Below are 24843 nucleotides of genomic sequence, written 5' to 3'. Positions count from 1 at the left end.
CAGACACCAATTTTTGCTAGTAACCGCATAATGCACCCCCATGATTGTAAAGTCATTCTCAATTCCAGATTACTAAATGTTTATTAAGTTAGTGGTAAGTGTAAGTAAATTTTCTATATATTTTTTAAGTGCAGCAGGCGAGAAAAAATCAGTAGAACGTCTCTATCTAAGCCCGAACTAACCTGCATAAGTCCAAAGAAGAAACAAATCCCCCAACAGCTCTAAAGCCATTGGGGGATCAATCTAACTATTCAATCGTAACAATACTTTCTTCTTTCACATCAATTTTACCTTGTTTTTGCAAAACAATTTTCTCACCATCACCTAAATTCGTGAAGACTACTGGTGTGATAGTGGATTTAGCATGCTCGCCAATATAATCAAGGTCTGCCTTTAATAAAGGTTGTCCAACTTCTACATTGTCTCCTTCATTAATGAGTGTTTCAAATCCTTCACCCTTCAGATTAACTGTATCAATACCAACATGAATGAGTATTTCCCTGCCGCCTTCAGACTGAATTCCAAGTGCGTGTTTTGTTGGGAATACATTGATGATTTTCCCGTTAACAGGTGACGTAATTAATCCTTCTTCAGGGATAATCGCAAAACCGTCACCCATCATTTTACCGGCAAATACCTCGTCAGGGACTTCTGTAATTGGAACGAGCTTCCCTTTTATTGGTGAGAAGATTTTTTTATCAATTATTTCATTTTTTAATGCATCAGGATTTACTTCTTCAATTTGCTGCTGGATTTCCGCTTCCTGGTTTGTTTCAACCATACGTGGTTTTTTACCTGAGATGATATCCTGCATTTGACCTTTGATTGTTTCAGAACGTGGCCCGAAGATTGCCTGGATATTATTACCGACTTCAAGCACTCCGGCCGCACCTATTTTTTTCAGTCCATCCTTGTCTACATTCTTAATATCATTGACAGAAACACGCAGACGAGTAATACAAGCATCTAAATGAGCAATGTTTTCCTGTCCGCCCATTGCATGAAGCACATTATAGGCAAGATCTCCTGCTTCGACCTTTGATGACCCATCTTCATCCTCATCAGTTTCTTCACGGCCCGGTGTCATCAAATTGAATTTTTTAATAAAGAATCTAAAAATGACATAATAAATTACGGCAAACACAAGGCCTATCGGAATGGTAATCCACCATGGTTCTCTACCTGGCAGTATTCCAAATAAGAGAAAGTCAATGGCTCCACCTGAGAATGTATATCCGACGTTTACACTTAAAAAGGTCATTATTACAAATGAAAATCCATCTAAAACTGCATGGATAAAGAATAATACCGGTGAAATAAACATAAATGAAAACTCAAGCGGTTCGGTAATTCCTGTTAGGAAAGATGTTAATGCAGCTGACCCCAGTAAACCGGCAACCAGCTTCTTCCTTTCCGGTCTTGCTGCATGATACATAGCCAGTGCTGCCGCTGGAAGTCCAAACATCATGATTGGGAATTCCCCGGCCATAAAGTTACCTGCAGTAATTTCAACACCATCTTTTAATTGGGCAAAGAAGATTGTCATATCACCACGAACAAGTTCACCGGCGACTGATGTGTACGTACCGAACTCATACCAGAATGGAGCATGGAAAATATGATGCAGTCCAAATGGAATGAGTAATCGTTTAATAAAACCAAAGAAAAATACGGCAAAGTATGTTCCTTCTTCAATCAGCCAGTAGGATGCACTGTTCATTGCTTCCTGTACTGGAGGCCAAATAAATATCAAGATAAGTCCCATTATAAATGAAGCTGCAGCAGTTACGATTGGAACAAACCGTTTTCCTGCAAAGAATCCAAGGAATGAAGGCATTTCAATATCGTGATAACGGTTGTAACAAAACGCTGCGATTAAACCAACAATAAGTCCCCCAAATACGCCTGTCTGCAATGTTGGAATCCCCAAGACAGATGCAAATCCGGGATCTGATTCAAGTGTTTCGGGTGTAACGCCAATAAATGAACTCATCACCTGATTTAATACCAAATAACCTACGATTGCAGCAAGTCCTGCTGCGCCATCTCCAACAAGTCCTATTGCGACACCTATCGCAAAAAGGAGTGCAAGGTTATCAAATATGACGCCACCCGCATCTTCCATAACGGTTGCAGTCAGCTGGATCCAGTCTGCACTCAGAAAGGGAAGATACTCAAGCATGGTCGCTTGTTGAGCAGCGTTACCGAGCCCGAGCAAAAGCCCTGCTGCAGGCAATAATGCAACTGGAAGCATTAAGGCTTTACCAATTTTTTGCAGTGTACCAAAAGCTTTTTGAAACATGTCAAAACCTCCATTATTTAATTGAAACTTTCTATATAAGCAGCTATAAGCAGTATTTTTATGCAAACAAAAAAGGCATGAGCAAGAATAATAATGAATTCAGGTAAGAGACAGGGATATCTTTCCCCATCTTTACTTTTTCATCATCACTCTCAACTCATGCCTGATCGAATCAGTTACACGTAAAAATGATTATTCATATTTTGTCGTTAATCGCTGGAGATGCATCGTCAGATACACAGCTTCAGCGTCATATACCGGCTTTTTTAATGTTTGCTGCATTATTTTAATTAGTTTCCAAGAAAGATTATAGCATGTGGGATACTCATTTTTCAATAATGTAGCTATTTTTTCGGGTTCTTCTATTTTTTCTTCATTGATAACTCGTTCAATTGTGTAGCGGATATGACGGACAAGCCGTATATAGTCGATGCTGTTTCGGTCAATTGTCAACTTGAATTGATCTTCAATCATCTTGATTAACTTTGATACCAACTGGGAGTACTTATTTATATCTGAAACATCCTGATTGGTAATTGCCCCATGCACATGAAGTGCGATAAATCCTATTTCACCTTCAGGAAGGTTAATTCCAATAGATTGATTAATAAAATCTACCACCTCTGCCGCAATTTCATATTCAAAGGGATAAAGTACTTTGGTTTCCGCTAAAAAGGGATTCTTTATTGCCATCCCCTTCATGAGACGGTTAATTGCAAAAAGAATGTGATCGGTTAAAGCGACATGGACCTGTTCCGTTATCAGCACGTTTGATTTGTTGCCGATTATATTTAAAGAATCAATAATTGCATTTAATGTTTTCTCATCGATATTCGGTAGAAGGTTTTTATAATACTCCTGATCAGCCTCATTACGCAATACAAACATTTTTTCAATTGTGTTGTCATCAATTGGATCATTTTTCTTCTTATTAAAACCAATACCTTTACCAATTAAAATAACTTCTTGCTGATGCTGATCACCTGCAATTAAAACATTATTATTCAGTGCTTTTTTTACTATATATGAATTCATATCCAATCCCCTATATGTTTATCAGATAATTGGTGTCTGTTATTCTAAAACAACTTTTAACATCTGCTTGCTATATTTCATAATACCACTATAAAGATAGAATTAAAATATATGAAAACTTAATAAAAAGGTTATAAGAAAAAGTCGCATCAGTCCCACAAATTGTCGCTAAAATAACGCCGGAGTCTTGCAAATATAAACAATCACATCCTTATCAAAAGGTTTATCATATTCCTTTTCATATGTCACAAACATTTCACACTAAGTTCATAGATAGTTCGCTGATTATAGGTCATTCTAATGTTATACTATGTTTGAGATTGTTTAAATCAAACAATAATGTTTAAATAAGGGGCGTTAGTAAATGCTGCCAATTGAAAGACAGAATCGAATTAAAGATCGGATTCAAGAGAAACGTAATATTAAGATAGCTGAATTAAGTCAGGAGCTTGGTGTTTCTGAAATGACCATTCATAGAGATATAAAGCCGCTGATCAACGAGGGTTTTGTTGTGAAAACATTTGGTGGTATTACACTTGCCGGTGATTATCAGGATATAGCTTCTAATACAAAAGAATGTGTAATTTGCAATAAAGATACGGATGAAAGGTTAGCTTATCGGCTAATTTTACCTAATAACAGAATTGAAATGACCTGTTGTGCACATTGTGGACTTATCCGGCATCGGCAGCTTGGAGATGAAGTGATACAGGCAATTTGCCATGATTTTTTCAAGCAAACAACGATAAGCGCTTCCATAACCTGGTATGTCATGAATACATCTGTACATATGGGCTGCTGTCAACCACAAGCTTTAACGTTTGAATGGAAAGAACACGCAGAAAAATTCGTCAAAGGATTTGGAGGAGAAGTATATTCCTTCTATGAAGCAATGGAATACCTCTATAAAAAAATGAATGGCTCCGAGAAACACTGCAGCAAACATGAATAGGATTTAATATTTTAGCATCAGTAAATATAATGAAACAGATTCAAATTTAAGCGGATTAAATGTAAGTTTGAATATAAAATTTACCTGAAAAATGGAGGCAAACATAATGAAAAATAAAACGTGGGTGTTCTTATTAATAATAGCTTTAACTGCTGTACTCACAGCATGTGGGGGAGGAGAAAGTGAAAGTGCTGAAGAGTCTGAGGAAACAGATGAGCTGAAAATACTTGAAGTGGAATTTGAGGTTCCCGAAACTGCTGAGGTAAATGAGACAGTGGAATTGAAAGCAATTGTTACATATGGGGAGGAAGATGTAACAGATGCGGATGATGTAACATTTGAAATTTGGGAACAGGGAAATGAAGATGACAGTACGAAGATTGAAGCAACGAATAATAGTGATGGGACATATACAGCCGAAACGTCTTTTGAACAAGATGGTATATATGAAATGTATGCACATACTAATGCAAGAGAATTGCACACAATGCCGAAGAAATCCATTACTGTTGGCGAGGGAGCAAGTAGTGAAGCAGCAAGTGGGACAGATAAAGCAGAGAATCATGCAAATGAACAGGATGAAGAAGCTGAAGGATTCGGTATGAATTTCATGGAACCGGAAGATGTAATAATAGAAACAGATACAGAATTGACAGTCCATTTACAAAATGAAGGTATCCCATTGGAAAAAGCCCAAGTGCGATATGAAATTTGGAATGATGAAGTCTCGGATAAGCATGAATGGACAGATGCTGAGGAATCAGTACCTGGCGAGTATACGGCTGCACATCAATTTACAGAAGTCGGAACTTATACGGTGCAAATCCATGTAGAAAATGATGAAGGATTACATGAGCATGAGGAATATCCAGTGGAAGTAATGAAGTAAAATTCATATTTACGACAAACCCGATTTTCATGAAGAGAATCGGGTTTTTAATGCTTGTGGCTTCTGCTTTTTAAGAATTATTTCGACTTGACACTTACTAAATGTAACTTTATAATTAAAAAGAATTAAATATATTGCATATGCTTTTGAAAGATGCTATTATATTTATGTTGAGTTCAGAAATAATGAATTAAATATAAAAGAATTCAAGTTATATACATCTTAGGAGGAATTAATATGTTGAAAATAGGTATTGTTTTAGGAAGTGTACGTCAAGGTCGTAATGCAGAAGCAGTTGCTAATTGGACATTAGATTTTGCAAATAAGCGTAATGATGCTGATGTGGCATATGAACTAGTGGATCTTGCGGATTACAACCTGCCATTGTTAGGTGCAGCTGTACCGGAAGCAGGTCAAGCTGAAGCAGAAGCGGCTATCAAAGGATGGTCGGAAAAAATGGCTTCTTTTGATGGCTATATCTTCATAGCACCGGAATATAACCATTCAGTAGGCGGAGCACTTAAAAACGCACTGGATTACTTGAAACCAGAAGTAGCTAATAAAGCTGCAGGTATGGTCGGTTATGGTAGCCTTGGTGGTACACGTGCACATGAAAATCTACGTCTTATCTTTGGTGAGCTACAGGTTGCAGACGTACAAACTGCAGTTACATTCTCACTAATGACTGACTTTGTAAATATGAGCGAATTCAATCCTGCAGATTATCACGGAGCAAATGCCAACACAATGCTTGATCAGGTTATTGCTTGGAGCGGAGTTCTACAAACAGTAAGAGAAAAAAATCTGGTTAATGCGTAAACAACATATAATAGGCGGTGCAGGAAATGGGATTTTTAGATAAATTATTTGGTAGATCACCTAAGGAGGAAGAAACCGTGTCAGACTTAAAAATAGGTATTATTTTAGGAAGTGTACGTGAAGGTCGTAATGCAGAAGCTGTTACGAATTGGATATATGATTTTGCAACAAAACGAAATGATAATGTAAATTATGAAGTGGTGGATTTGGCTAATTATAATTTACCATTGCTAGGTGCAGCTGTACCGGAAGCAGGTCAAGCTGATGCAGAGGCAGCGATTAAAGGATGGTCAGAAAAAATGGCTTCATTTGACGGCTATATCTTCATAGCACCGGAATATAACCATTCAGTAGGTGGCGCACTAAAAAACGCACTGGATTATTTGAAACCGGAAGTAGCTAATAAAGCAGCTGGACTTGTTGGTTATGGCAGCTTAGGTGGAACAAGAGCACATGAAAACCTTCGCCTTATTTTTGGTGAACTTCAGGTTGCGGATGTACAAACTGCTGTTACATTTTCACTAATGACTGATTTTGTAAACATGAGTGAATTCAACCCTGCAGAATATCACGCAGCAAATGCTAACACCATGCTTAACCAGGTTGTTGCCTGGAGTGAAGGATTTAAAGCTTTAAGAAAAGAACTTGTAACTGCATAAATGATGAGACTGCCGGGAGATCGAACTAGATCTTCCGGCAGTTTTAATTTGGTTTAAGAAATTTTTTTTCAGGCAATGCTTAATGTCGTTTATTAGGCAGTTTTTTTGAAGGATCACCATGGCCCTGTCTATTCCTGTTTTTATTGTCCTTCTTCTTTGTATCTTTAAATTTTTTTACAAAATCGTTCGTGTTGCCCACCATATAAACCTCCTCGTTAAGAATTTACTATTAGAAAACTTGGCATTCGCCAGGACTTCGGCGATGCCTTAGTTGCGCTTATGCAGAAAGAAATATGGATATACTTTCTTTACTGCCAAGTTAGTTTAACCATTAAAGTTATTAATATTTACAGGGTCGCAGCAAGTAACTGATTGTCTCATGTTTTCCCAAAATAATTTTATAGATAAGTTTGAAAAAAATATGTAAAAACTATTGACATAGTTACTCGGTATATATATACTCAGTAACTAGATACTCAGTATATAAGGATTGGGGTAAATAATGTAATGATGGAATTGATATTAAAATTTCAATGGGAAATATTTATCACAGCTGAAGTGTTATCCGTTATATCACTACTTCTATTTGGGGCGGTGCGTTATTTCTTTGATAGGCGCAAATTCAGTTTGTTATTTTTGCTACTATTCCTCCTATTATTGGTACTCGAAGCGATAATGGCTTTAATGATTTATCAGGAAACAGGTGAAATATCTACTTTTCAGATCGTCATAACAATTTTTGTGATCTATGCATGTACGTTTGGGATTTTTGACTTTTTGAAATTGGATCGCTTGATGCGCAGGAAAATTGGTGGCTGGCGTGGTGTCGAGCTCCTTTCAGAAAAAGACATACAAATCATGAACAAACAGAAAGACCCGCGATATGTGGCGAGAAAATATCGCTTTAGTGCAATGGCACATCTGATTGTATTTGTAGTAGTTCAAGCAGGGATATGGATTTATACGTCAGGTAGTATGGGAGACTTTCTTAATTATCTAACGGATCTATCATGGTTCAGTATGGAGGGAACTGAAAACGTTGCTGAAACACCTTATCCCAATGAAATTATCTATGGTTTTTCGCAGCTATGGGGACTTGTTTTTATCATCGATTTTATTTATTCGTGGTCTTATACGATTTTTCCATCTAATTCGAAAGGGTGACGATTATGATTCAAACAATTGGTTTAAAAAAGGTGTTTAATACTGGAGGAGAAAAAACTTCTGTTCTTAAAGGCATTGATTTTTCTGTTCAGAAGGGTGAATTTGTAGCAATTATGGGGCCAAGTGGATCTGGAAAAAGTACGCTTCTCCAATTACTTGGTGGTCTTGATGTTCCTACAGAGGGAGCGATTAAGCTTGATGGGGTCGAATTGCAAAAGAAAACAGAGAAACAGCGGACAATTATCAGACGCAGAAAAATTGGTTTTGTTTTTCAAAGCTATCAGCTCCTGCCAACATTATCCGTTTATGAAAATATTGCTTTTCCATTACATGCAGACGGAAGGAAAGTTGATTCGGTAGCTATACATGAGCTTTTAAATGCAGTGGATCTGAAAGGCTATGACAAGCGTTTTCCATATGAATTGAGTGGTGGGCAGCAACAGCGTGTTGCGATAGCAAGAGCACTTATTCATCAACCGGATATTCTTCTGGCAGATGAGCCAACTGGTAATCTGGACAGGGAAAGATCCAGTGATATTCTGGATTTATTGTCTGCTTTTCATCAGGATAGGGGACAGACGATTGTGATGGTGACCCACGACTTGTTTGCAGCAGGCTATGCAGATCGAATTGTTTTATTTAAAGATGGGCTCATTGAAACGGAAGTACAACGGGAGGATGACGATTATGCTGAGTTCCTTTCTCGTTTCATGGCGTAATTTAACACGAAACAAAAAGCGATTTTTCTTTACACTTATTGCACTTATTATTGGTGTTGTTGTTATGGCAGGAATGCTTATCGCCAAGCAAACAACCTCAAGCACGCTGAATCACTATGAACAATTATATGCAGGCAATGCAGATTATTGGATTCAGAGTAATGGCTTTTCATTTCAGGAAAGTGAGCTGGACTGGTTGGTAGACCGGGAGGATTTTGACAAGGGAAACGCAGCATTATTAAAGCAGGGATTTGTTGAACTAGATGGCGTAAGTCCCGCTCAAGCTTCTGTAAGAATTACAGGTGTCGCAAGCTTTGATAATGGAATAAACGAACTTCCCGAAAAAGAAGGAGACGTTACAAAAGAAGGACTTATTATTACAGAGAATGCGGCAAATCTCTGGGGGAAAGAGATAGGCGATACAGTTATATTTAAAGATATGGGAAGTATGGAAGTAACTGCAATTGTCTATGAAGGGTCTATGTTAAAAAGCCCACAGACGATGGAAAAGGCAGCTTTTCAGCATTCACGTGTAATGATTCCACTTGATACTCTCCAAAATTGGACTGGGATGGAAGACGAAATTACCAATTACAGGTTTGCAACAAAGAATCACGAAAGAAGTGATGAGCTTCTTACCTCCTACCAGGCAGAGCTTTCATCCTCTGATCTATATATACAGCCAGTCGTGATCGATGGAAGACAAAATAATGATATGGAAGGACTATATTGGACGTTCAACATTATCGCAATATTATCTGTCTTTATAAGTGGCTTTATTGTGTTTAACATGATTTATGCAAGTATTATTGAACGAAGAAAAGAATTTGCTGTCATGAAGAGTTTAGGCTATACAAATGGAAACATTAACCGTCTTGTATTACAGGAAATTGGACTTCTTGCACTAATAGGAACCACTCTTGCTCTACCAATTGGTATATTGTTTGGTGGGTTTTTTCAGGAAATGCTAATGGCTGCTATTGCTACACAGAATATAACGTATGATTTGGAATTAACTGTTCCACTTATTATTTCTGCAGCTGTTGGAATTCTGTTTCCCTTTCTGGCTGCTGCTTTTCCTGTATACCAAGCAGGAAAAACACCAGTTATGGAAGCAATGGTTGATAAGGCAGCACAACAAAGAGCTAGTAAAGGTGGAAATACGATACGAATAGTAGCAGGTGTGATTTGTACGGGAATTGGATTAATCGATAACAATATTGCCTTTTTGTTCCTTTTTATTGGGCTCGTGCTTTTGTACCCGTTATTTATGCGGGGAATTCAATCAATGATCAGTCCATTATTCAAGTGGATCTTCAATTATTCTGGCAAACAAGCGATTAGATCTGTTAAACAATTTGAAAACCGCAATGTTAATACATCCGCGATGCTTGCGATTGGTGTTAGTTTAGCATTGTTTATGAGTGCGACACTTGAGTCACTACCTGATGGAATGGAATCAGAAGTTCGCTCAACATACGGTGGGGACATTCATGTGGTTAAAGAAAGCCCATGGCAGGACGGGGATCTGGAAACCGTTGAAGCGATGGAAGGTATTGCAAGTGCCTATCGATTTGCTGACATACCGAATGTTACGTGGGAAACTCAAAATGAAGAGGAACGGGAATTTTCGATCATGAGTTTTTCAGGAGAGGCTGAGGAAGCAGAGATTTTCCTTATCACAGCTGAAGCAAACGAAGCCACCGAACTTGCGACTCTCTATCTTGGGGAACGTGCATTAGCTGAGTGGGGAGGAGAAGTTGGGGATGTTTTTACAATGAATACCCCTTCTGGCAAAACCGATTTCTTTGTGAAAGGAAGTGTGCAGACATCTCACTACACGAACTATGTAGCGTTTGTAGAAGAGTCGACACTTAGAACAGTCCTTAATTGGACTGGGCAGTATAATTTAGCGATTACTGCCAATGACGAAGCAAGTATTCCCCTTGTTTATGATCAGGTCTGGGAGACTTATGGTGATGAGTTATCCAATGTTAATAGTGCATCCATGACGGTTGCACAGTCTACTAATGCATTAACTGGAATGAACGAGCTTATGCAGGGACTGCTTCTGCTCATTATTGTTTTATCAGCAATTGGAATCAGCAATACCTTATTTATGAATACACTCGAGCGGGTCAAGGAAATTGGTACAATGCGAGCAATCGGTTTTACAAAAGGGCAGGTCAGATTTATGATCATTGCAGAGGGTTTAATTATTGGTTTAGTGGGTGTAATCGTAGGGATCGGTTACGGAATTCTGGTTATCTATTTAAATTCACAATCTGACCAGGCGCAGGCACTATTAAGCTTTACGGTTCCATGGACCAGCTTAATTTTAGCGATTTCAGGCGGCTTACTATTCACATTTTTTGCATCATGGCTACCAAGCGTCATAGCATCAAGCGTACCAGTAAAGGAAGCGATATCTTATGAGTAAGCGGGGATCTTTATGTCTGTAAAACATTCACTACTTGCATTGCTATATGAAAAACCAAGACATGGCTATGAATTGAAAACAGGCTTCGATGAACTCGTTGAGAGCATGTGGCCGCTTAATGCTGGTCAGGTATACACAACACTCGACAGACTGGAAAGAGATAACCTTGTTGAATCACCTGGCCATGACCTGAAGGATCGAAAACAATACACAATTACCAAACAAGGAAAAGATGAGCTGTGGAACTGGCTGGAAAAACCTGTTGGACGTTCTTTACTCAAAGATGAATTTTATTTCAAATACCTTTGTGCGAGTTTTGTGGATTATAAAGATAAACAGAGGATGATCCAGGTTCAAAAGCAAACAATGATGAAAGATGTCTTGAATCTTACCCAATTGAGGAAGCAGATGAACCAATCGGGGAATAAAACGATGAAGATGCTTGTGGAGGGTGCTTTGCTTCATTTGGAAGCAGATATTAAGTGGCTTGATATGATTGCAAGGGATTAGTTACTGAAAAAATATATCTAAAAATGCTCAAGTTATTGTAGCTTTGAGCATTTTTTTAATTTCCCCATCCTGACTTTCATAGTATGATAGAAGTAATATTTTCCAAAAATTCATGAATCGGGTGATATAGTGAAACAGGTAAGGATTGTATTCGCAATTATTTCTATGCTTCTTGTGGTGGTGGGCTGTTCCAATGAGGAAAGTGCTGAACCGAGCGAGGATGAAAAGCAAGAAGAAGTTAAAGAAGTTGAAGCAGAGGATACAGAAGTAATAGAAAGTGCAGCCATTCAATTAAGTCCATATGCAGAAGAAATTGACTTTTCCCTTATATCACCTGAAAAAGAAGAAATCTCTGCTAATACGATCGTAGAACTTAAAGGGACGATTGGACAGGCTGATAATTTCAATGAAAACCTTATCTGGGTTGTTATCACAACTGATGAACCCATGAAGAAGATCGAAAAGAATGATTTTAATTATTATATCCCATTAGAAAACGGGGAATTTTCCAAGCAAATGAAGCTTCATCATGGAGAAGGTGAATATCAGGTAAGTGTACGGGTTCCAAGTAATAAAGCTGGAGAAGAGGACAAATACTATGAAGCTGCCTCCTTTGATGTAATCAATCAGGATCAGAATGTAGAGCGTGAAGTCGAGTATACAAAGTATGGAGTGAAAAATAATATTCAGCTAACGAGTCCAGCTTTTGGTATCAGTGATTCTGAAGCCGGTGTACATATCGAAGGGACTGTTCCGGAAGATCATACAGGGGAGATGGTGCTCGTTCAGGTAAACAAGGAAAATGAAAACAGACAAATCCTGTTTCCGGTTAAAGATAATAAGTTTTCAGGAGATGTGCCATTATACTTTGGAGAAGGAATCCATCACATTCGTATTCAGACATATAATGAAGCGGAGGATCTTTATTATGAATCAGCCTCCTTTTATGCAGATAATCAAACAGAAACTGTTTTTGCCGAGATGGAGAAATACAATGAATATATCACCCGTGGCGTATCACTTGACGAACCAACCTTTCATACAGAAGCTGTGCTCGACCAGCAGGCATACCAGGTTGCAGGGGAAATAGATCCTGAAGCTCCAGGTGCGGCGGATATTAACTATGTGATTGTTACAGTAAAACACCTGGATGAAAATTTGGAATCAGGCTACCTTATCCCGGTGGAAAACTATCAATTCGATGGAACGGCATACTTCAGGTTCGGGCCAGGAGATTATGAAGTGATAATTAATGTACCTGATCTCGAGCAGCATGATCAATCTATGTTTTATTTTCAAGGTGTGGTAAAAATAAATCATCAGGTAGAAGGTATAGTTGATGAACGTGATCTATTGCCATCCCGAGGCATTGAGTCAGATCACCCGGCAATCATTCAAAAAGCGGAAGAACTTACTGCCGGACTTGAAAGTGAACGGGAAAAGGCAAAAGCTATTTATCAGTTTGTTGCAGAGCATGTTGCTTATGATGTAGAAAAAGCAGAAAATGATATTTTCAATATTGGGGACAGTGCATTATCAACACTAGAATCCGGTATTGGTATTTGTCAGGACTATGCATTTCTTGCAACAGCGTTATTACGAGCGATTGGGATCAAATCACATTATGTGGAAGGCTATGCAGGTGAACGCCATGCATGGGTGGAAGTAAAAGTAGATGGAGAGTGGCTTGAAATGGATCCTACATGGGGCGCAGGCTATGTGCAGGATGGCCAATTCCATTTCCACTACAACGAAGACTATTTTGATCCGGATCCTAACTTTTTAGCTGAGACTCATACAAGGGAAGGGATTATGTATTGACATATAATTCCTTAAGAAAATGTTTAACAAGATGCAGATATGGTTAAACAAAGAGTAAGCATATTGAAAAGATGCCAGGCCTAGCTGCGTGCAGGTCTGGCATTTTAATTGCTACCATACAACCCGATTACTTCTTTTCACAATCGTTCCCAGACTATGTGCAATCAGAAATTGCGCTCCATAGTATGTCGACATAATAAGTTCTCCGGAGAAATTCACAGGTGCTACAAACATATTCCATGCCAATATACTATCAGAAATAACAAACAAAATACTTCCCATGATCACCCATTTATTCCCTGTCATCACTGCAGACCAAGCCATCAATGAAATAACTATAATATAAGCAAGCACTGGAATAATTAAAGTATCATTTCCCTCCTGCTTCAATGCATTCAACAGCTCACTTCCCATGAAAAACCCATATACAGCAATAGGAACGATCATCAAAAATCGAATCACAGAAAAATTCCATTTTGCAAAAAAACCTGTCATATAAAATAGATGTCCAATCAGAAAGGCAGATAAACCAACAACAAACCAGTGCAGTGTTCCATCACCTATCATGCTGAAGAATAATCCGATTAGGATCAGCCAATGTGTGAGCGACTTCTTTCCAGGAAGTTTTCTAATGGCATAAAAGATAATCATGGCCATTGGGATCAATTTGAATAGAAGTTTAATGCCTAAAGGTTCTTCCGGAATGATGAAAATATAAAGAATGCTCATAAGTAATATAAGTATGGGTAAACGATACATTATCAATCAGATCACGCCCTAAGCTCAGTTAATACATATTTCTACATAGGTGGGTTAAATCCCTCTAAAATAACTATAATTGTGATTTCTATCTTTTGCATTATATTCTGATGGATTTGGTTATACCGATTTACATGGGGATGTCCGAATTTTATCGAGATTTAAAGAATGGTTTAAATTAAAACACCTAAATGATACAATAATTCTGAACATATTAATTTTAAAAATAGAAGGAGAGAGATAGAAATGTTAAAGAAGTTAGCTTCAGATGCTTTAGGTTTATCTGATATTGGTAAAATTATCGGACCAGAGGATTATGATAAAACCGATGCTGATGATTATGTTAGACATGAAGATGATGAAAAAATTTACTTTCTGATTAAAACAAAAGCCGATGAATATTGCTTCACCAACTTAGCTTTAATCCATGTAGATGGTGAAAAGGCTTCTTCTTCCAAACGAACCTTGTACCGTTATCCTTACTCACAGAATAAAATAACAAACGTACTCCTGGAAACAGCCGGAAGAGTCGATTTGGATATAGAAATCAAATTAACCTTAGGCAACCAACCGATTACTATTGATGTTCATAAAGATGAAATTGACAATTTAAAAGATCTGTACAAAGCTCTGCTTCATATTTCCGAAACTACACATGAAAATGGTGTTATTTCAGAAATGGCTGGGCAAAGTCTGGATAAAGCTGTTACCGTTCTGCAAAATTCAAGAACAAATGAAACAAATCTGGCAGAACAATATAAAGAATTAACAGAGTATGGATTTTCCTGGTTAAAATCAGTGCGTGACCAGTATCATGAGAAAGACTTTGGGGATATCTTTGAGAAGTATATAAATAATTAAACGAATAAATCCAGCCCAAATCTAAAAACTAATCATTATATTATCCTTAGAAAAGGTGATTTTATGAAAGAGGCTGTGTTTTTAGACCGTGATGGTGTAATCAATGAGGTGCTTAGTCACCGGGTAAAATTTGTAAACAAGCCGGAGGATTTTTATCTGTTGGATAGGGTTGGGCAAGCAATTAAAATTTTTAATGAAGAAGGGTTTAAGGTTTTTGTTGTTACGAATCAAGGTGGAATTGGCCTTGGTTTCATGAAGGAGTCAGCTTTACATGCTGTCCATAAAAAGATGGAAGCTGACTTAGCAGCTTTTGGTGCAAATATTGATGATATTGCTTATTGTCCACATAAACCGAAAGCAGCATGTGCCTGTCGTAAGCCAAAGCCTCAAATGATTCTGAATTTAGCAAAGAAACATGATGTTGACGTTGCGAATAGCTACATGGTAGGTGATAGAGCCCCCGATATAGAAGCCGGAAGGGAAGCGGGAACACAAACCGTTTTAGTCGGGGATCGAAAGGAAGATCACACGAGTGCAGATATGTATTTTCCTGATCTATTTTCCTTTGCGAAGTGGGTAGCCTCTAGTTAACCATTAAAAGTCCGGCTACACCAAATGGTACAGCCGGAACAAGATTATTGATCATTCTTTTTATCTCTTGCTTCATCTATTTTTTCATTTCCTTCATCAATATAGTCTCCCTACTACCACTTTCGACACTGTTACTCCAGAGTTTGTTGCCAGAACTTGTTGAGTCAATTAATTTTTATACTAACCTACTATACTCCAGGATTTTCTATTCACTAATAATATATGCATCTGCTATACCTGCATTTTTTACTTCATTCAAACGTACGTCTGCATTCGTTCGGTTGGAAAATGCACCGGCTTGAACGCGGTACCACCGCTCTCCGGAAATAGATACCTGATCTACAAACGATTCAATGCCCTTTGTATTCAGGAAATCTTTTCGTTCATCTGCATTAGCTTTTGATTTGAAGGAGCCGGCGATGATTTTATAAATTGTTTTAGAGCCGTTCTCTTTTCTTTGAAGATTAAAAGCCCTTGCTAGTCCATTTACATGTCCTTGTGCAATTCTTTGGCGCCATGAAGATTTTTTCATCAAAGCTGCATCACTTGCATGATCGATAAAACCATTTTCTGTTAAAAGTGCTGACATAGTTGTTTCGCGTAATACATGGAAATTCGCCTTTTTCTGTCCACGGTTTCTAAGTTGATTCACTTTCGCAATCTCAGCATGCAAAATGTCCTGATATTTAGCGGTTTTCGAATTGTTGGATAAGCTGCTATGGATAAAGTCCTCATATCCTTGGGCTGTTCCATTGAAAGCATTACAATGAATGGATAAATAATAATCTGCTCCCCAGGAATTAGCCTCATTGGTTCGCTGCTGTAAACTCTTCGTACTATCACTTGTTCTGCTCATTTTTATCACAGCATTTTCATAATCATTCGTTAAAATTGTCCGTATTTTAATTGCGATATCCAAAACGATATCCTTTTCCTTTATCCCATTTCCACTGGCACCCGGGTCTGATCCACCATGTCCCGGATCTAAATAAAGCTTCATTAAAATGTCCCCCATTCTTAATTTTTTTAACACTAATAGCATATGGCAGGTTGCAAAACTAAGTTGGACAAACGTCATTATCTTATTAAAAATCCATGACTGTCACCAACTTTTGTGGGTAGTCATCCATTAGTGTACTGCTATAACTACTATCGAAGGAAAAATGAATTTGGGGGCACATGCAAGCGTTTATAAATCAAAAAGTAGTAATTTTTACATTTACGTGGATATCATATATACTGGAAATTAATTAAATAGATATTAAGAGTGATCGAGAGAATTGGCTCCGCGACGTCACAGCAACCTACAATAGATAAGGTGCTACTACCAACAAGGCAGCTGCTTTGAATGATAAAAATGGTGAGACTCCTTTTTGCAATCAAAGCAAAAGGTTTTTTTATTTTTAAAGGGATAAAGCTATTACAAAATAAATTAACATAATATTCAACGGATCATATATATTCGAAAAAATAAAAGGGGAGATATACGTTGCCAATAAATATACCGAAAAAATTGCCTGTACGGGAAGTTTTAAAACAGGAGAAGATTTTTGTGATGGATGAAGATAGAGCCAGAACTCAGGATATCCGTCCACTTAATATACTAATTTTAAATTTGATGCCGGAAAAAGAAAGAACAGAACTACAGCTTTTAAGACTTCTTGGGAATACTCCGCTCCAGGTCAATATTACTTTCCTGAGGATGGCGACACATCAATCCAAAAATGTTAGTGAATACCATTTGGATACATTTTACACGACATTTGAAAAGATTAATGACCGCCGATTTGATGGAATGATAATAACAGGAGCACCGATCGAGCATTTGGAATTTGAAAAAGTGAATTATTGGGAAGAGCTAACGGAAGTTATGGAATGGACAAAGCATAATGTGACCTCTGTACTGCATATTTGTTGGGGAGCCCAGGCTGCATTGCATTATCATTATGGGGTTGGCAAATATGAGCTGCCAAAGAAATCCTTTGGTATTTATAAGCATCATCTAACAGATCCAACGATTAAGCTCGTTCAGGGATTTGACGAAGTATTCAATGCACCACATTCACGGCATACGACCGTATTGGCAGAGGAAATTAAAAATAATGAATCGATCTCATTACTTTCTATATCAGAGGAAAATGCACCATTTATAATTATGTCTAATGATGCAAGAAACATTATGATTACCGGCCATTTAGAATATGATGCAACAACACTTGCTGAAGAATATGAACGTGATCTCAGTAAAGGATTGGATATTGGTGTACCAAAAAACTATTTTCCAAATGACAATCCCGGCGAGCAGCCACCAAATACATGGCGTTCACACACTCATTTGCTATTCTCCAACTGGCTTAATTATTATGTTTATCAGCAAACACCTTATGAGTGGAAGTAGCCGGATGAAGAAATAACAGAAAAATAGAGTAGATCCATTTTTTATGGCTTCCTCTTATACATAAGAAAAGAAACCGTTATTAGCATAAAACTGCTTATAACGGTTTTTTTATATCACAAAAAAATAAGCCAACTGTGTGCCATTTTTATTTGATTAATTCCCTCTTTTCTGATTGATTTTTAATATATTACATATTCCTTGAGCAAATAGTAACAATTAATTGTAATTATATGATAAGATTAAAATAATAAAATATTTAGACAATAGGTCTAATTTACAACTAGAGATGGAGTGGTTTTTATGTATAATATTGGAGACAGATTAAAAGAACTTCGTGAAGAGAAAGGTTTAACTGTAGAGGAATATGCAGATCAAATTAACTTTGTGAAAAGTATTATATGGAGCTACGAACTTGGGAAGAAAAAACCGAGTTTGAATCATATAGAGAGAATCGCAGAATTCTTTAATGTATCTGCAGAATATTTACTAACCGGTGATCAGAAGGTTTCTTAGTTGTGTCAGGATACAAATAATTTAGACACAAAAGATAAGTCATTTTAAAAAAGTGACTTATCTTTTGTGTTTTTAGAGGATATGTTTACTACTGTTTAAATTGAGGTTCCTCTGATTCAATATATTGCAGTCGTGCATTTAGATTGTCAACGATTGTTTGTTGCTGTTGAGCCATATTTTGAAACATTTGTTTTGCGTTTTGGTCATCTGTATCCAATGCGAATGTTTTTAGACTGGCTAATGAACTTTCACAGCCTGCGATTGCTTGCTGCATTTTTGTTCCTACTGTCATTTTACAATCACCTCCCTGTAAATATGTTTGCCATAATGGCTTTTTGTATAACAACCTTTATTTGGAAGCAATCCTTGCCTATAAAAAAGAATAAAAAAACAAGCCATCATCACGTATTGATGGCTTGTTTTTCATATAACACCGCTCTATTATGGAGCACTTAGTACGGAACAGGATATTTAGCGACTTCACAATCTAAGGTAATTTGTTCCTTTTTCCTTACAATGGTCAATGCAATTGTCCCGCCAATTTTACTGTTATTGATTATTCTTTCCAATGATTCATAGCTTTGTACAGGACGCCCATCTACTTCTGTAATTACATCTTTGGCTTTAATTCCTGCAGCATCAGCCGGGGATTCATTTGCAGCATGTACCACTTTACTGCCGTCAACAAGTGACTCTGCTCCTGCTGGATTGTTCGTTGTATGAATAAGGCCAATCCATGCCTTCCACATGTTTGAACGGATGTCCTGATTTTCTTCATAAACACTTTTTAAATTTTCAAGGAATTGGAAAGTGGCAAATGCCATATTTTCTTTTGCAGCTTCTCCTTCTTCCCCGATAAAAGGTGTTTCGTATTCAATGGTGACACGTACACCATCCTTCTCCTGATCCAATGTAGTAATCGTTTTAAAGTGTCCATCTTCGCTTTCAAGGACAATCTTTTTATGTTGAACTATATCTATAAAGGTACCGGATGTTTCTGCGCCCCAACCATGAACCATCTTACAATGCCCACCAACACGAAAGTCCAGCTTGGCTTCTTTGGTGTACCAGCGATTTAAATCTTCAGGTTTGGTTAAAGCGTCCCAAATTTTATCAATCGATGCATTCACAACAATATCTCTTTTTATGGACTCTTTAATTCCACTCATATTATTCCTCTTTTCTATATATAGCTTACTGATTATGATATAGTATTTCTAAATAAATTTAAAGAAATGCATAAGTTGATTTCTGTTTTACACACTCTAAAGCTCAATTTACACCTTCCAGTCAATCACTTTTCGAAATTCATTATCCCTTAATTTCTTTCGTACCTGTTTGCCCCAGCTTTTTACTGCCTCGAGTGTCTTATTTTCCTGGAATGCTATATCCTTTAGGGTCATTCCATCAATAATGTGGTAGTATACCCATTTCCATTGATTTTCTGTGAGCTGTGCTTTCAGTTGCTGCCACATTTCCTGATTCTCCAACACAGTATCTGAAACATTTGTGATTGATGTGCTTGAATCTGAGCTTCGAATGTAATTACCATCATTAAAATCTGCTATATTTTCAATAATAAAGGTTTCTTGTACTTCATTTCTTCGGTTATCTTTACGGATCATATCAATTAAGCGATTACGAATATTGTAATTGAAATAGGTAGCCATTGGCCCTTTGTCGGGCTTGTATGTCTCATATGCATTCCACAGTGCGAATATCCCTTCGCGGTAAAAGTCCTGATTCGAATCCTGGATATTCAGCCGATTTATATGAAAATGAATTCGCCTCTCATTTTGCTTAAAAATTTCTTCAAAGGTAAATTGATTTTTATTTTCGCCCATCTTTTTTCCCCCTAGGTATTTATTTTTGATAAAATAAATAGTATCTCTATAACAACTATCGTAGGAAAAACAGTTTTGGGGGTGCTATTTTTTTAAAAAAATTTCGGAAAAATTCGAGAAGAGTTCTTCCAAAACTGTTATTATGGTAATATCAAAATCTGAAAAGAGAGGAATGCTTCAGATGAAACAATTATTTTCAGGAAAAACAAAAGATGTATACGAGTTGAGTGACGGTAATTATTTGTTGGAATTTAAAGATGATGTAACAGGAAAAGACGGTGTATTTGATCCTGGGGCCAATACGGTTGGCCTTACGATAGAGGGTGCAGGTGCAGCAGGCTTGCGACTGACACAGCTTTTTTTTGAAAAACTAAAAGAAAAAAACATTCCAACACATTATATTGATGCCAATCCGGAGGAAGCGACTATGACAGTTGTTCCGGCAACGGTATTTGGTCAGGGGCTTGAAGTAATTTGCAGGTACCGGGCGGTTGGCAGTTTTTTAAGACGTTATGGGAAATATGTGGAAGAAGGTCAAAGCTTGGATGCATTTGTTGAGGTGACCCTGAAAGATGATGAGCGTCAGGATCCCCCAATTAGTGAAGATGCACTGGACATGCTTGGAATTTTAACCAAAGAGGAATACAGCATTTTAAAGGAACGCACGAAGGGAATTTCCCTTGTCGTGAAGGAAGAATTAGCGAAGAAGGATGTAGAGCTATATGACATCAAACTGGAGTTTGGCAGGGATAAGAATAATCAAATCATCCTTATCGATGAAATATCCGGTGGGAATATGAGAGCATATAAAGACGGGAAGTATATAGAACCATTGGATTTGGAAAAGTTAATCGTGTTATAATGCAAAACTTCAATCTGCGGAATGTTTTTCTCCGTGGATTGTTTTTGAATGCACTTTGTGCTTGTGTCTGGTTGATTTTGCCTTATAGAAGCTTTTCTATACGCCCGTCAGTACTAGTTTTGGCTTCGTTCGGTCGTATAGCAGCGTTCTATGCGCCCATTAGCACTGGTTTTGGCTTCGTTTGGTCGTATAGCAGCGTTCTATGTGCCCATTAGCACTAGTTACGGCTCCGTTTGGTCGTATAGAAGCCCTCTATTGAACAGTTTTTTTAGACAATCCGCTTCTTCTTTTAATGAAAGTATTCTTAAAAGGAAAATTCATAAGCATAGGTCTAAATACACCAGTTTTTTCTAGAATGGACAGCCCCGGTGTTGCTACTGTATAATAGCTTTTCGAATGTTTGTTAGAAGAGGAGTAAACAATATTGAAATCAAATTCACTACCATTTACTGTAACAAAAACCGAAAATTTCTTTGATCGTTTAGGAGATTATGTCGGTGATGTTTTTTATGATATTTTACCTGAAAAAGGATATGAATTACGTGATGAACAAATATATATGGCCTTTCAACTGGAACAGGCTTTTAAAAATAAGCATACAATATTCGCAGAGGCTGGAGTAGGAACGGGGAAAACGCTTGTTTATTTATTGTATGCCATCTGTTATGCAAGATATCGCGGGAAACCGGCAATTATTTCATGTGCGGATGAGACATTGATTGAACAGCTTGTGAAAAAAGGCGGGGACATTGAAAAACTGGAAGAAGCATTGGGTCTTACGGTTGATGTGAGACTGGCTAAAGCAAGAGAAAATTATGTCTGTATCAAAAAACTGGATCCACTTGCCAACCGGACAAATGATGAGGATATCTTACGCGTGCATGATGAGATACCTGATTTTGTTTTTGACACAGGTGCTTCCATGCAATCCTTTGAGCGTTATGGCGATCGAAAGGAATATCCCTGGGTACCAAATGAAACCTGGGACAAAATTGCCTGGGATCCGCTGCAGCAATGTTCGACCTGTGAATGGCGCCATCGGAGTGGACAAACGTTGAACAGGGATTACTATCGCCATGCATCAGATATCATTATTTGTTCCCATGATTTTTATATGGAGCATGTCTGGACGAAGGATTCACGTAAGCGTGAGGGGCAAATGCCATTGCTTCCGGAAGCAAGCTGTGTCGTTTTTGATGAAGGTCATTTACTGGAGTTTGCTGCCCAAAAGGGTTTAACATACCGCTATAACTTTGAAGCACTGACCAAAGTGCTGACAGGCTATATGGGTCAAGATGTTAGAGAGGAATCTCTCTATTTGGTTGAGGATATTTTAGCCTTAAATGATGAGTGGTTTGAAATGCTTGGAAACAATGCTTCTGTTGTGGAAGGATCCAATCGCCGGGAGATTCTCCTTTCTGAAGAAATAATTACCATGGGAAGAAGCTTAAATGATAAGGTTGACCAGTTACTGGAACAGCTAGTTTTTGATGCAGAGTTATTTACGATTGAAGATTATCACATCAAAATAATCGAGGAATATTTGGAGTTTTTCTCCTATGGACTATCTATTTTGCTGAAGGATGATGAAGGTATTTTTTGGTTGGAAGAAAATGATCATACTACAAGCTTGGTAATCATGCCACGTTTGGTTGAGGATGTTTTAAAAAAAGAAGTGTTTTCACAAGTTATTCCATTTGTTTTTTCATCAGCTACATTATCACAAAACGGAGACTTTTCCTATTTAGCCGGGAGTTTAGGAATTCGGAAGTATGACTCTTTTTCAGTGGAATCTCCTTTTGATTATGGGGAACAAATGAAGGTGAGCGGCCATATAGAAACAGAGAAATCTAATAAATGGATGGAAATTGGCGAACAATTGCTGGAAAATGGCGGGAAATCACTGGTTTTATTTTCAACTGTAGAAGAGATGAATCAATTTCGCCATTGGTCTGCTGAACAGAAATTCCCTTTCACTATTCTTTTTGAGGGTGATCGTGAAATTAGCGGGACGGTACAGAATTTCCAAATGGATGAATCATCTGTAATCTGTGCATATCATTTATGGGAAGGCCTGGATGTGCCTGGTGTAGCTTTAACTCAGGTGATTATATCATCACTCCCTTTTCCACCCAATGACCCAGTTTTTAAGGCGAAAAGAAAGCATACGAATAACCCGATTCAGGAAATTGATGCACCATATATGCTACTCCGATTAAGACAGGGAATTGGAAGGTTAATACGAACAAGTGGGGATTTTGGTCAGATTCATATTTGGATGAAAAAAAATGAACAGTCTATGTATCAGCAGGCAATTGAGGATGTTTTACCTGTTGCGATGGAATGGTAAAGTATAAAAAGGTAACTAATCTGAAATTAGTTACCTTTTTAATGCTTGAATTTTATCGAAGAAATAATCGACCAGTTCAGCTGTGTTATTTGCTATACTAAGTTCATTACCTGGAATATTGGAGTGTTAGATTGTGCTGAAATTTAGCAGGATTATTATTCATATTGCTTTTTTATATTGTATTTATTTAATTGGAAATTGGATTCAGGTTACACTCGATCTATTTGTGCCTGGTAGTGTTATTGGAATGATTATTTTGTTTGTTTTGCTTTCGACAAAGATGATCAAAATAACATGGGTGGAGGATGGTGCAAGGTTTATTGTCAATAATCTTGCCTTGTTTTTCGTTCCAGCAACTGTAGGTATTATTAATTATTTTGACCTTTTTGTAGGTAAGGGTATATTACTTGTTGTCATTGTCTTATTTAGTACCTTTCTCGTCATGGCTGGTTCAGGTCTTACCAGTCAATGGATGATGCGCAGAAAGGAATTGAACCATGATTAACTTTTTTATCGGAATGATAGTAATTGTCGGGACATATGTAATTTATTTGTTTGCAAAGATGATCCATAGAAAAATGGGGTATTCATTTACAGCACCTGTAATTACATCAACCATTATCATCATTGCTATTTTACTGAGCTTTCAGATCCCCTATGAAACTTACATGATCGGTGGGGAGTGGATAAATGAGTTGCTGGGGCCTGCAGTCGTAGCGCTTGCCTATCCACTCTATCAGCAACGTGACATATTAAAGAAACTTACAGCTCCAATCCTTGTTGGAACTTCTGTTGGAGCAATTGTGGGTGTATCTACAGGTATATTACTTGCGAAATCAGTTGGTTTTGAGGATGTTATTATATACTCACTTACCCCAAAATCTGTGACAACACCTGTTGCAATGGCTATCGCAGAAACAATAGGTGGTGTGACACCATTGGCAGCAGTTTTTGTCATGATTGCCGGAATAGGCGGCGTTCTCTTCAGCTCAATTGTTCATAAAATATTCAGGCTCAATAATTACATAGGTAGAGGTGTTGGAATAGGCAGCGCGTCACATGCCATCGGAACCTCCAAAGCATTGGAAAGTAGCTTGCTTGAAGGATCGATCAGCACAATTGCCATGGTTGTCAGTGCGGTAGTTGTTTCCGTGATAACACCTGGATTGGTAGCAATTTTATTGTAGTAGGACTGTCCCACCCGAGGAGATTTGAAATAAAATGGAAAAGACATTCAGTGCTATTTCCGGTTTTAGAAACAGATCAGTTCAGTATACTCTTAGCTGAAGAAGGAATATGCTGGGTTATAAATAAATTACAGTAGGATAATTTAAAGTCCTACTGTGCTTATTTTG

25 protein-coding genes and 1 riboswitch are annotated in these 24843 nt (G+C 37.6%); of the genes, 17 read left to right on the top strand and 8 right to left on the bottom strand.

Features of this window, described 5'->3' with window-relative positions:
- Nucleotides 1-247: 247 nt before the first annotated feature.
- Both ptsG and glcT read right to left on the bottom strand, forming a co-directional pair.
- Complete coding sequence (gene ptsG, locus CIL05_RS02825; protein ID WP_095653977.1) at nucleotides 248-2302, bottom strand: glucose-specific PTS transporter subunit IIBC; 2055 nt, start codon at nucleotides 2300-2302, stop codon at nucleotides 248-250.
- A gap of 192 nt (nucleotides 2303-2494) precedes the next feature.
- A complete protein-coding gene (gene glcT / locus CIL05_RS02820) occupies nucleotides 2495-3337 on the bottom strand; it encodes a glucose PTS transporter transcription antiterminator GlcT (RefSeq protein WP_095653976.1) in 843 nt (280 codons plus the stop codon).
- A gap of 364 nt (nucleotides 3338-3701) precedes the next feature.
- On the opposite strand from glcT, the gene CIL05_RS02815 reads away from it, so the two are divergent.
- From CIL05_RS02815 to CIL05_RS02800, 4 genes are all read left to right on the top strand, one after another.
- Nucleotides 3702-4289 carry a DeoR family transcriptional regulator gene (locus tag CIL05_RS02815; RefSeq protein WP_206207734.1) on the top strand — a complete coding sequence of 196 codons (588 nt, stop codon included), beginning with the start codon at nucleotides 3702-3704 and terminating at the stop codon, nucleotides 4287-4289.
- Between the two features lie 106 nt (nucleotides 4290-4395).
- The gene (locus tag CIL05_RS02810; protein ID WP_095653975.1) at nucleotides 4396-5178 is read left to right on the top strand and encodes a FixH family protein; all 783 of its coding nucleotides are present in this window, start codon (nucleotides 4396-4398) and stop codon (nucleotides 5176-5178) included.
- A gap of 237 nt (nucleotides 5179-5415) precedes the next feature.
- Nucleotides 5416-5997: an NADPH-dependent FMN reductase gene (locus tag CIL05_RS02805; protein ID WP_095653974.1), complete on the top strand. Its 582-nt coding sequence runs from the start codon at nucleotides 5416-5418 to the stop codon at nucleotides 5995-5997.
- Between the two features lie 26 nt (nucleotides 5998-6023).
- Nucleotides 6024-6656, top strand: coding sequence for an NADPH-dependent FMN reductase (locus CIL05_RS02800; protein WP_095653973.1), 633 nt, complete (start codon nucleotides 6024-6026; stop codon nucleotides 6654-6656).
- Between the two features lie 79 nt (nucleotides 6657-6735).
- Here the strand turns inward: CIL05_RS02800 and CIL05_RS02795 are convergent, their stop codons facing one another.
- On the bottom strand, nucleotides 6736-6858 hold the full coding sequence (locus CIL05_RS02795) for a DUF4023 family protein (RefSeq protein WP_338066913.1): 123 nt from the start codon (nucleotides 6856-6858) through the stop codon (nucleotides 6736-6738).
- Nucleotides 6859-7163: 305 nt separating this feature from the next.
- Between CIL05_RS02795 and CIL05_RS02790 the strand changes: the two genes are divergently transcribed.
- From CIL05_RS02790 to CIL05_RS02770, 5 genes are all read left to right on the top strand, one after another.
- On the top strand, nucleotides 7164-7820 hold the full coding sequence (locus CIL05_RS02790; protein WP_338066912.1) for a hypothetical protein: 657 nt from the start codon (nucleotides 7164-7166) through the stop codon (nucleotides 7818-7820).
- 5 nt (nucleotides 7821-7825) lie between these two features.
- A complete protein-coding gene (locus CIL05_RS02785; protein WP_095653972.1) occupies nucleotides 7826-8539 on the top strand; it encodes an ABC transporter ATP-binding protein in 714 nt (237 codons plus the stop codon).
- Nucleotides 8508-10979 carry an ABC transporter permease gene (locus CIL05_RS02780; protein ID WP_165769027.1) on the top strand — a complete coding sequence of 824 codons (2472 nt, stop codon included), beginning with the start codon at nucleotides 8508-8510 and terminating at the stop codon, nucleotides 10977-10979. The genes CIL05_RS02785 and CIL05_RS02780 overlap by 32 nt, the downstream gene beginning before the upstream one ends.
- A gap of 12 nt (nucleotides 10980-10991) precedes the next feature.
- Nucleotides 10992-11489 (top strand): PadR family transcriptional regulator, encoded by a 498-nt coding sequence (locus CIL05_RS02775; RefSeq protein ID WP_095653970.1) that lies wholly within the window; start codon nucleotides 10992-10994, stop codon nucleotides 11487-11489.
- Nucleotides 11490-11618: 129 nt separating this feature from the next.
- Nucleotides 11619-13310 (top strand): transglutaminase domain-containing protein, encoded by a 1692-nt coding sequence (locus CIL05_RS02770; protein WP_095653969.1) that lies wholly within the window; start codon nucleotides 11619-11621, stop codon nucleotides 13308-13310.
- 111 nt (nucleotides 13311-13421) lie between these two features.
- Here CIL05_RS02770 and CIL05_RS02765 read toward each other — a convergent pair whose 3' ends face one another.
- Nucleotides 13422-14075 carry a lysoplasmalogenase gene (locus CIL05_RS02765; RefSeq protein WP_095653968.1) on the bottom strand — a complete coding sequence of 218 codons (654 nt, stop codon included), beginning with the start codon at nucleotides 14073-14075 and terminating at the stop codon, nucleotides 13422-13424.
- A gap of 240 nt (nucleotides 14076-14315) precedes the next feature.
- Between CIL05_RS02765 and CIL05_RS02760 the strand changes: the two genes are divergently transcribed.
- Nucleotides 14316-14930 (top strand): PH domain-containing protein, encoded by a 615-nt coding sequence (locus CIL05_RS02760; protein WP_095653967.1) that lies wholly within the window; start codon nucleotides 14316-14318, stop codon nucleotides 14928-14930.
- Nucleotides 14931-14993: 63 nt separating this feature from the next.
- Nucleotides 14994-15521, top strand: coding sequence for a D-glycero-alpha-D-manno-heptose-1,7-bisphosphate 7-phosphatase (locus tag CIL05_RS02755; RefSeq protein ID WP_095653966.1), 528 nt, complete (start codon nucleotides 14994-14996; stop codon nucleotides 15519-15521).
- A 205-nt stretch (nucleotides 15522-15726) separates the two neighbouring features.
- On the opposite strand, the gene CIL05_RS02750 is transcribed toward CIL05_RS02755, so the two are convergent.
- Entirely contained in the window at nucleotides 15727-16521 is a 795-nt protein-coding gene (locus CIL05_RS02750) for an N-acetylmuramoyl-L-alanine amidase (protein ID WP_095653965.1), read from the bottom strand.
- Between the two features lie 255 nt (nucleotides 16522-16776).
- A riboswitch (SAM riboswitch) is annotated at nucleotides 16777-16879 on the top strand.
- Nucleotides 16880-17010: 131 nt separating this feature from the next.
- On the opposite strand from CIL05_RS02750, the gene metA reads away from it, so the two are divergent.
- Together metA and CIL05_RS02740 are read left to right on the top strand one after the other, a co-directional pair.
- A complete protein-coding gene (gene metA / locus CIL05_RS02745; RefSeq protein ID WP_095653964.1) occupies nucleotides 17011-17919 on the top strand; it encodes a homoserine O-acetyltransferase MetA in 909 nt (302 codons plus the stop codon).
- 300 nt (nucleotides 17920-18219) lie between these two features.
- The gene (locus CIL05_RS02740; protein ID WP_095653963.1) at nucleotides 18220-18432 is read left to right on the top strand and encodes a helix-turn-helix domain-containing protein; all 213 of its coding nucleotides are present in this window, start codon (nucleotides 18220-18222) and stop codon (nucleotides 18430-18432) included.
- 88 nt (nucleotides 18433-18520) lie between these two features.
- On the opposite strand, the gene CIL05_RS02735 is transcribed toward CIL05_RS02740, so the two are convergent.
- The 3 genes from CIL05_RS02735 to CIL05_RS02725 all read right to left on the bottom strand — a co-directional run bounded on the left by CIL05_RS02735 (nucleotide 18521) and on the right by CIL05_RS02725 (nucleotide 20276).
- Nucleotides 18521-18724 (bottom strand): DUF1657 domain-containing protein, encoded by a 204-nt coding sequence (locus CIL05_RS02735; RefSeq protein ID WP_095653962.1) that lies wholly within the window; start codon nucleotides 18722-18724, stop codon nucleotides 18521-18523.
- A 160-nt stretch (nucleotides 18725-18884) separates the two neighbouring features.
- Entirely contained in the window at nucleotides 18885-19601 is a 717-nt protein-coding gene (locus CIL05_RS02730) for an SRPBCC domain-containing protein (protein ID WP_095653961.1), read from the bottom strand.
- 108 nt (nucleotides 19602-19709) lie between these two features.
- Entirely contained in the window at nucleotides 19710-20276 is a 567-nt protein-coding gene (locus tag CIL05_RS02725) for a sigma-70 family RNA polymerase sigma factor (RefSeq protein ID WP_095653960.1), read from the bottom strand.
- Between the two features lie 181 nt (nucleotides 20277-20457).
- Here CIL05_RS02725 and CIL05_RS02720 point away from each other — a divergent pair, with 181 nt between their 5' ends.
- The 4 genes from CIL05_RS02720 (at nucleotide 20458) to CIL05_RS02705 (ending at nucleotide 24675) form a co-directional block, all read left to right on the top strand.
- On the top strand, nucleotides 20458-21138 hold the full coding sequence (locus tag CIL05_RS02720) for a phosphoribosylaminoimidazolesuccinocarboxamide synthase (protein WP_095653959.1): 681 nt from the start codon (nucleotides 20458-20460) through the stop codon (nucleotides 21136-21138).
- Between the two features lie 421 nt (nucleotides 21139-21559).
- Nucleotides 21560-23488, top strand: a complete 1929-nt coding sequence (locus CIL05_RS02715) for an ATP-dependent DNA helicase (protein WP_095653958.1) — start codon at nucleotides 21560-21562, stop codon at nucleotides 23486-23488.
- A gap of 133 nt (nucleotides 23489-23621) precedes the next feature.
- Nucleotides 23622-23993 carry a CidA/LrgA family protein gene (locus CIL05_RS02710; RefSeq protein WP_095653957.1) on the top strand — a complete coding sequence of 124 codons (372 nt, stop codon included), beginning with the start codon at nucleotides 23622-23624 and terminating at the stop codon, nucleotides 23991-23993.
- The gene (locus CIL05_RS02705) at nucleotides 23986-24675 is read left to right on the top strand and encodes an LrgB family protein (RefSeq protein ID WP_095653956.1); all 690 of its coding nucleotides are present in this window, start codon (nucleotides 23986-23988) and stop codon (nucleotides 24673-24675) included. The genes CIL05_RS02710 and CIL05_RS02705 overlap by 8 nt, the downstream gene beginning before the upstream one ends.
- Nucleotides 24676-24843 lie beyond the last annotated feature (168 nt).

It is taken from the genome of Virgibacillus profundi, from assembly GCF_002287375.1.
GTDB classification, from domain to species: domain Bacteria; phylum Bacillota; class Bacilli; order Bacillales; family Amphibacillaceae; genus Virgibacillus_K; species Virgibacillus_K profundi.
This window is presented reverse-complemented; position numbering and strand designations above follow the sequence as displayed.

What these genes read in the sequence shown, in the direction of transcription:
- ptsG (WP_095653977.1), bottom strand. Translation starts at nt 2,302, where the DNA reads ATGTTTCAAAAAGCTTTTGGTACACTGCAAAAAATTGGTAAAGCCTTA.
- glcT (WP_095653976.1), bottom strand. Translation starts at nt 3,337, where the DNA reads ATGAATTCATATATAGTAAAAAAAGCACTGAATAATAATGTTTTAATT.
- CIL05_RS02815 (WP_206207734.1), top strand. Translation starts at nt 3,702, where the DNA reads ATGCTGCCAATTGAAAGACAGAATCGAATTAAAGATCGGATTCAAGAG.
- CIL05_RS02810 (WP_095653975.1), top strand. Translation starts at nt 4,396, where the DNA reads ATGAAAAATAAAACGTGGGTGTTCTTATTAATAATAGCTTTAACTGCT.
- CIL05_RS02805 (WP_095653974.1), top strand. Translation starts at nt 5,416, where the DNA reads ATGTTGAAAATAGGTATTGTTTTAGGAAGTGTACGTCAAGGTCGTAAT.
- CIL05_RS02800 (WP_095653973.1), top strand. Translation starts at nt 6,024, where the DNA reads ATGGGATTTTTAGATAAATTATTTGGTAGATCACCTAAGGAGGAAGAA.
- CIL05_RS02795 (WP_338066913.1), bottom strand. Translation starts at nt 6,858, where the DNA reads ATGGTGGGCAACACGAACGATTTTGTAAAAAAATTTAAAGATACAAAG.
- CIL05_RS02790 (WP_338066912.1), top strand. Translation starts at nt 7,164, where the DNA reads ATGATGGAATTGATATTAAAATTTCAATGGGAAATATTTATCACAGCT.
- CIL05_RS02785 (WP_095653972.1), top strand. Translation starts at nt 7,826, where the DNA reads ATGATTCAAACAATTGGTTTAAAAAAGGTGTTTAATACTGGAGGAGAA.
- CIL05_RS02780 (WP_165769027.1), top strand. Translation starts at nt 8,508, where the DNA reads ATGCTGAGTTCCTTTCTCGTTTCATGGCGTAATTTAACACGAAACAAA.
- CIL05_RS02775 (WP_095653970.1), top strand. Translation starts at nt 10,992, where the DNA reads ATGTCTGTAAAACATTCACTACTTGCATTGCTATATGAAAAACCAAGA.
- CIL05_RS02760 (WP_095653967.1), top strand. Translation starts at nt 14,316, where the DNA reads ATGTTAAAGAAGTTAGCTTCAGATGCTTTAGGTTTATCTGATATTGGT.
- CIL05_RS02755 (WP_095653966.1), top strand. Translation starts at nt 14,994, where the DNA reads ATGAAAGAGGCTGTGTTTTTAGACCGTGATGGTGTAATCAATGAGGTG.
- CIL05_RS02750 (WP_095653965.1), bottom strand. Translation starts at nt 16,521, where the DNA reads ATGAAGCTTTATTTAGATCCGGGACATGGTGGATCAGACCCGGGTGCC.
- CIL05_RS02740 (WP_095653963.1), top strand. Translation starts at nt 18,220, where the DNA reads ATGTATAATATTGGAGACAGATTAAAAGAACTTCGTGAAGAGAAAGGT.
- CIL05_RS02735 (WP_095653962.1), bottom strand. Translation starts at nt 18,724, where the DNA reads ATGACAGTAGGAACAAAAATGCAGCAAGCAATCGCAGGCTGTGAAAGT.
- CIL05_RS02730 (WP_095653961.1), bottom strand. Translation starts at nt 19,601, where the DNA reads ATGAGTGGAATTAAAGAGTCCATAAAAAGAGATATTGTTGTGAATGCA.
- CIL05_RS02725 (WP_095653960.1), bottom strand. Translation starts at nt 20,276, where the DNA reads ATGGGCGAAAATAAAAATCAATTTACCTTTGAAGAAATTTTTAAGCAA.
- CIL05_RS02720 (WP_095653959.1), top strand. Translation starts at nt 20,458, where the DNA reads ATGAAACAATTATTTTCAGGAAAAACAAAAGATGTATACGAGTTGAGT.
- CIL05_RS02705 (WP_095653956.1), top strand. Translation starts at nt 23,986, where the DNA reads ATGATTAACTTTTTTATCGGAATGATAGTAATTGTCGGGACATATGTA.